Origin of the sequence: Paraburkholderia kirstenboschensis (assembly GCF_904848585.1) — a bacterium.
Classification (GTDB): Bacteria; Pseudomonadota; Gammaproteobacteria; order Burkholderiales; family Burkholderiaceae; genus Paraburkholderia; species Paraburkholderia kirstenboschensis.
Map to the genome: position 1 here is coordinate 20,559 of NZ_CAJHCR010000032.1, position 6,567 is coordinate 27,125.

Genomic DNA, 6,567 nt, shown 5'->3' on the forward strand with positions numbered 1-6,567 from the left:
GCGCAGAAGCGGCGATAGAAAATATAAAACGGCTCGGTACGACGAAGCGTTCAGAAGAAAAAAGCACGTTCACCCACACGCCCCCACGTTTCGTGGCGGGTTAGCAGCGCATTTGATAAGGAGAGAAGAAGGCATGAAACGTCGTGATAAGAAGAACATTGCTATGTGGTTATTGGCGGGGAGCGCTTTCGTCGCGTTGAACGCGCACGCGCAATCGTCCGTCACGCTGTATGGCGTGATCGACGAGGGCATCGACTACGTCAGCAACAGCGGCGGCCATTCGCTTTGGCGCATGCGCGACGGTACGTATGACGGCGTCTATGGCAGCCGCTGGGGTTTGAAGGGGAGCGAGGATCTCGGCGGCGGTCTGAGCGCGCTGTTCAAGCTGGAATCGGGTTTCAGCACGGAAAACGGCCAAAGCCGCCAGGGCGGACGCCTGTTCGGCCGTCAGGCCTACGTAGGGCTTTCGGATGCGCATCTCGGCACGGTCACGCTCGGGCGCCAGTACGATTCGGTGGTCGATTATCTGCAACCGCTCACCGCGCCCGGACAACTCGGGGGACCGCTCGTTCATGCAGGTGACATCGACAACACGGACAACTCTTTTCGCGTCGACAATTCGATCAAATACGCGAGTCCGAAGATCGGCGGCCTGACATTTGGCGGCCTCTATTCGTTCACCAATACGAACGCGCCCGGCCGCGGAACGACCGGCTTGTGGAGCCTTGGGGCGAATTACGCTTTTGGCGGGTTCAACATCGCGGGCGCTTACCTGTACGCGAAGAATCCCGCGGCACTTCTGACCGACGGAAATTACGTGAGCAACACCACCGGCGCGGCGATTGGCGCGAGCGGCCCGTTCAGCTACGTGGGCAATCCGGCCAATGAGCAGATCTTCGGTGCGGCGATCAATTACGCGCTGGGTTCGGCGACGCTCGGTCTGGATTACACCAACACGAAGTTCAACGACGCCAACGGCACACAGGGCACGGTGATTTTTGCGAACTACGAAGCGTGGGGCCGCTACAACCTGACGTCGGCGTGGTACGTCGGTGCGCAGTACGTGTACACGCACGGCAACGTCGGCTACGACCAGTCGATTCCGATTTACCACCAGGTGGGACTCACGACGGCCTATGCCTTGTCAAAGCGCACCTCGCTATACGCGATGGGCGTCTGGCAAAAGGCAGCGGGCGCGGCGTCGAATGCCGACATCTTCGATGGCGCGGTGGGATCGGCGTCGTCGAACAATCATCAGACCGCGGTGCGTATCGGAATGTATCACCAGTTCTGACAGCAGCGTGCTCCGTCTTGGCGTGGAGCACGGTTTCGACCCAGCTTGATATCGCGCGCCCTGACCAGCATCGGGGTGCGCGACACTTTTTCGCAACCCCTTTAGGAATGACCATGGAATTGGGAACCCAGTTGAAGGACCCGCTGCTGTTTCGACAACAGGCTTACGTCAGCGGCGAATGGCAAAGCGCCGCGAGCGCAGAAACATTCGAGGTCCGCGATCCCGCAACGGGCGCGACCGTCGGCAACGTTCCTTTGATGGGCGCGAGCGAAACACGTCAGGCGATCGACGCAGCGAACGCGGCCTGGCCCGCCTGGCGCAAAAAGACCGCGAAAGAACGCGGCGCCATTCTGCGCAAATGGCACGATCTGATGATGGAGAACGCCGATGATCTTGCGCTGATCCTGTCGACGGAGCAGGGCAAGTCGCTTGCGGAAGCGAAGGGTGAAATCGGCTATGCCGCGTCGTTCTTCGAGTGGTTTGCGGAAGAAGGCAAGCGCGTGTACGGAGACACGATTCCGACGCCGTCGAGCGACAAGCGCATCGTCGTGGTGAAGGAGCCGGTGGGTGTGTGCGCCGCGATCACGCCGTGGAATTTCCCGGCCGCGATGATTACCCGCAAGGTTGGACCCGCGCTCGCCGCCGGTTGCACCATCGTCGTCAAACCCGCCGAAGCGACGCCGTTCTCGGCGCTGGCGCTGGCCGTGCTGGCCCAGCGTGCGGGCGTGCCGTCCGGTGTGTTCAGCGTGGTGACGGGCGACCCGAAGGCGATTGGTGCGGAGCTGACGTCGAATCCCGTCGTGCGCAAGCTCTCGTTCACGGGATCGACGCCGGTGGGCCGCCTGTTGATGAGCCAGTGCGCGTCGACGGTCAAGAAAGTGTCGCTCGAACTCGGCGGCAACGCGCCGTTCATCGTGTTCGACGATGCCGACGTCGATGCGGCCGTCCAGGGTGCCATCGCATCGAAGTACCGCAACAGCGGGCAGACGTGCGTGTGCACGAACCGCTTCTACGTGCACGACACCGTGTACGACCAGTTCGCGGAAAAGCTCGCCGCAGCGGTCAGCCGCCTGAAGGTCGGACGCGGCACCGAACCCGATGTCGCGCAAGGCCCGCTCATCAACGAGGCGGCGGTGCAGAAAGTTGAAGCCCATATCGCGGATGCACTCGCGAAGGGCGCGTCCGTTGTCACGGGCGGCAAGCGTCATGCGCTCGGCCACGGCTTCTTCGAACCGACGGTGCTCCGGGACGTCACCCCGGCCATGCGAGTCGCGAAAGACGAGACCTTCGGCCCACTCGCGCCGCTCTTCAGATTCAGCAGCGACGACGAGGTGATCCGCTTCGCGAACGACACCGAGTTCGGTCTCGCATCGTACTTCTACAGCCGAGATATTGGCCGTGTCTGGAGGGTTGCGGAAGCGTTGGAGTACGGGATGGTCGGCGTGAACACGGGCCTGATTTCGAACGAAGTCGCGCCGTTCGGTGGCGTGAAGCAGTCGGGCATGGGGCGCGAGGGTTCGCACTACGGCATCGACGATTATGTCGTCGTCAAATATCTGTGCATGGCGGTCTGACCTGAAAAAGGCGTGGTGCAAAAGGGGACGCTCGAACATGAATACCTGGTCATCCAGAAACAATGAAGCGGGCGCGGCCCGTTTGCACGATACGGCGCTCGATCACACCGAACCCGGCGCGGTAAGCATACCGTTGCCGGTAACGATACGCGTCGTCGCGATCTGTCTGGCGATGATCCTCGCCGAAGGTTACGACGTCGCAATTTACGGCGCCGTGCTGCCCATGCTGACCCATGGCACGAACTGGTCGCTCTCGCCATTCCAGTTGGGCGCGATTGCGAGTTGCTCATTAGCGGGCATGATGATCGGCGCGATGTGTGCCGGCACGGTGAGCGACCTGATCGGCCGGCGCTGGGTATTACTCGGCAGCGTGGCGCTGTTCTCGGCCATGATGGCTGCGGCGGCGCGGGCGCCCACGCCCACGGTCTTTGTCGTCGGGCGGGTTGGGGCTGGGCGGCGTCGTGCCGACCGCCGCGGCGCTCACAGTCGAATATTCTCCGCGGCACCGCCGCTCGTTTAACTACGCGTTGATCTACACCGGCTATTCGCTCGGCGGCATTCTCGTCGCGCTGCTCGCGATTGCGTGGTTGCCGACGCATGGCTGGAGATGGCTGTTCGGCCTGGGCGCGCTGCCTCTGCTGCTGGTGCTCGTGGCGGGGCCTTCCTTGCCGGAGTCGATCGATTTCCTCATTGCACGAAAACGTTTTGACGAAGCGCGGTCGCTGGCGCGTGCGCTGCGGATCCGGCACGCGTGGCTTGAAAACGAGCGCTGCGGCGACGCAGTACGTATCGCTAAAAAAAGCGCCCCCGCGCCAGTGCGTTCGTTGTTCGATCGCTCCTTCATTCATGCCACGCTGGCGTTCTGGCTCGCGATGTTTATGGGCCTGCTTCTCCTGTACGGCCTGAGCACGTGGCTGCCGCAACTCATGCGCAAGGCGGGCTATCCGCTCGGGTCGAGCCTCGCATTGCTCATGACGCTCAATCTTGCCGCCGCGCTGGGCTCGCTGTCCGGCGGTGCGTTGGCCGATCGCATCGGTTCGAAACGCGTGGTCAGCGTGTTGTATCTGCTGGCGGCTGCGAGCCTATGCGCGTTGCCGTTTGCCCATGGCGTGGTGCTCACGTATGTGCTGGTCAGCATCGCGGGGGTTGGCACGATCGGCAACACCATGCTGCTTGGCGCTTATATCACGCAGTACTACCCGCCTCACAGTCGGGCGACGGGAATCGGCTGGGCGCTCGGCATAGGACGCTTCGGCGCGATCGCGGGACCATTGATCGGTGGCGTTCTGGCGCAATGGGACGTCGTGCTCGCGTGGAACTTCTTTGTGTTCGCTGCCGCGGGTCTGCTGGCGGCAATCGCCGTGCTGATGGTACCGGGCAATCGCGCAAGGCCGATACGAGACTGAACTACAACCACAACTTGCCAGTTTCAACATGAAAACTATTAAAAGCGCCTCCATCTCCAGCAAGATCTCCATCGCGTTTTCAGGCGCGATCATCGTTTTTATTGTCAGCGCATGCGTTTGTCTTTACAGCGTTCGGGCCATCGATCAGAAGCAGAAAGAGATCGAAGCATCGGAACAGATGTTGCGTCTGTTGAAAGACGGGACGGGCGACTATCTCAACATCATCTGGGCGGTTCTGGCGAACAACCTCAACGGGAAGGCGTCACACAGGCAATGGATCGTCGATCACCGCCCAGACCTTGGCGAAAAATTGACGAAGCTCCGCGCGATGGATCCCACGCCCGAAGGTGCGGCACTGGTCAACGAAGGTCAGCGGGAATACGACGCGTGGGTAAGAACGGTCGTCTACCCGCTCGTGGATATGCGCAAGAAGGTGGACGCTTTTTCGGTGAACGTGAGCGACCTCTCCGCGTTGACCGAAAGTTTCGGCTCATATCTGGGAACCGAAAAACTGATTGCGGCGGTCGGAAAGCTGGAAAGCTATGAGCAGCAGAGAGTGGCGGCGAATCGTGCTCAGCTCGATACGCTGCGCACCTCGATTTACGCTAGCGTGCTCTGCTCGTCGTTGATTGCCGTGCTCGCGTCGATTCTCGCAGGACGATGGCTATCGCGCACGATTTCCCGGCCGTTGAAACAGGCCGTTTCGGTGGCGACGTGTGTCGCCGAAGGCGATCTGACGAATCGCATCGAAGCGACGTCGACGGACGAAACCGGACAATTGATGCTGGCCATGAAGGCGATGAACCAGAGTCTCGCGGGCATCGTGGGCGGAGTTCGCTCCAGCGCCGATCGCATTGCGTCTGCGTCCAGCGAGATTGCCGTTGGTAATCTCGACCTGTCGTCGCGCACAGAGGAGCAGGCGAGTTCGCTGGAGGAGACGGCCGCGAGCATGACGCAACTGACCGAAACTGTGCGCCAGAATGCGGACAACGCACGTCAGGCCATTACACTGGCGACGCGCGCGTCCAGCATGGCGGACGCCGGCAATGAAGCGGTGCACGGCATGGTCGAGACGATAGAACGCATCAGCGGCAGCTCGGACCAGATTTCGGAAATCACCGGCGTGATCGAAGGCATCGCTTTCCAGACGAACATACTGGCCTTGAATGCGGCGGTCGAAGCCGCGCGCGCGGGGGATCAGGGACGCGGCTTCGCCGTCGTGGCGAACGAGGTGCGCGCGCTCGCCCAGCGCTCGGCAACGGCGGCGCGGGAAATCAAGGAGCTCATTGGCACATCGGTGGAGACGATCCAGAGCGGAGCGAGGCAGGCGCACGATGCAGGCGGCACGATGACCGAAGTGAAGCTCGCGATCAGGCAGGTGGCTGAAATAGTCGGCGAGATCGCGGCAGCATCCGACGAACAAAGCAGAGGCATCGAGCAGGTGAACCAGGCTGTGAACCTGATGGACAAGGTCACGCAGCAGAATGCGGCGCTCGTCGAGCAGGCTGCCGCGGCGGCCCAGTCGCTGGAAGACCACGCGATGGATCTGAAAAATGCCGTTGCGGTGTTCAATCTCGCGGATCACGCTGGGCAACACGCGTAGACCGTAGCGGCAACGCAGAACCGGCTCGTTGCAGCAACGAGCCGGCTGAAGATCGCAATTCAATACACGCGATTCAACGGGCGCGGCTACTCGGACGCCGTGGCGCCTGCTGGAGCGCGGCGCGGGGAGCGTGAACCGTTGGTCGGCGCGAGCAGGTAGTAGGCAAGCGCCGTCGCAACGAGGCCGACCATCCAGGAAACGTCCGCACCGCCAAGCAGCGACGCCCAAGGGCCGTGGAAGAAGCTCTCTTCCATGAACGGCACCTGAACCGCAATGCCGAAGACGTACAGTGCGATCGCCGTCACATTGAACGAGCCGTACATGCCGCCGTCACTGCTGATGATTTGAGCGACGGCACGGGAACCGGTGGGATAGCGGCGTGCAGCGTCTTGCCCGCGAGAATGATGTTCGAAACGAAGAACCCGAGATAGATCAGCGTGGTGAATCCCACCACGAGCAACGACCGAGATGGAATGGACACCGCCCTCCCTTCGGGGACGCAGAGCCTGGTAGAAACGCAGAGGCCCTCCTGAACCGATCGGCATCAATGTGCCAGAGTGGAGTTTCGACACGTCCACATGAGGAACGGAGGGCCCAAAATGAATGCTACGACATACGGACTGGATGTTGCAAAGCACGTGTTCCAGATGTACTGGGTCGACGCTCAGACCGGCGAGATCGCGAACCGGC

Annotated in this window: 6 protein-coding genes and 1 pseudogene; 5 read left to right on the forward strand and 2 right to left on the reverse strand. The window is 61.7% G+C overall.

The window, feature by feature from the left end:
* Positions 1–133 precede the first annotated feature (133 nt).
* The 5 genes and pseudogenes from JMY24_RS36510 (at position 134) to JMY24_RS36530 (ending at position 5,877) form a co-directional block, all read left to right on the forward strand.
* Complete coding sequence (locus JMY24_RS36510; RefSeq protein WP_102634262.1) at positions 134–1,294, forward strand: porin; 1,161 nt, start codon at positions 134–136, stop codon at positions 1,292–1,294.
* Positions 1,295–1,407: 113 nt separating this feature from the next.
* Entirely contained in the window at positions 1,408–2,868 is a 1,461-nt protein-coding gene (gene gabD, locus JMY24_RS36515) for an NADP-dependent succinate-semialdehyde dehydrogenase (RefSeq protein WP_407070692.1), read from the forward strand.
* A gap of 172 nt (positions 2,869–3,040) precedes the next feature.
* A pseudogene (locus tag JMY24_RS39015) lies at positions 3,041–3,806 on the forward strand (MFS transporter); the annotation flags it as partial.
* Between the two features lie 33 nt (positions 3,807–3,839).
* Entirely contained in the window at positions 3,840–4,274 is a 435-nt protein-coding gene (locus JMY24_RS39020) for an MFS transporter (RefSeq protein ID WP_236597734.1), read from the forward strand.
* A 28-nt stretch (positions 4,275–4,302) separates the two neighbouring features.
* Positions 4,303–5,877: a methyl-accepting chemotaxis protein gene (locus tag JMY24_RS36530; RefSeq protein ID WP_201703964.1), complete on the forward strand. Its 1,575-nt coding sequence runs from the start codon at positions 4,303–4,305 to the stop codon at positions 5,875–5,877.
* An 86-nt stretch (positions 5,878–5,963) separates the two neighbouring features.
* Here JMY24_RS36530 and JMY24_RS36535 read toward each other — a convergent pair whose 3' ends face one another.
* Together JMY24_RS36535 and JMY24_RS36540 are read right to left on the reverse strand one after the other, a co-directional pair.
* Complete coding sequence (locus JMY24_RS36535; protein WP_236597733.1) at positions 5,964–6,200, reverse strand: hypothetical protein; 237 nt, start codon at positions 6,198–6,200, stop codon at positions 5,964–5,966.
* Positions 6,179–6,358: a hypothetical protein gene (locus JMY24_RS36540; protein ID WP_201703965.1), complete on the reverse strand. Its 180-nt coding sequence runs from the start codon at positions 6,356–6,358 to the stop codon at positions 6,179–6,181. The genes JMY24_RS36535 and JMY24_RS36540 overlap by 22 nt, the downstream gene beginning before the upstream one ends.
* Positions 6,359–6,567 lie beyond the last annotated feature (209 nt).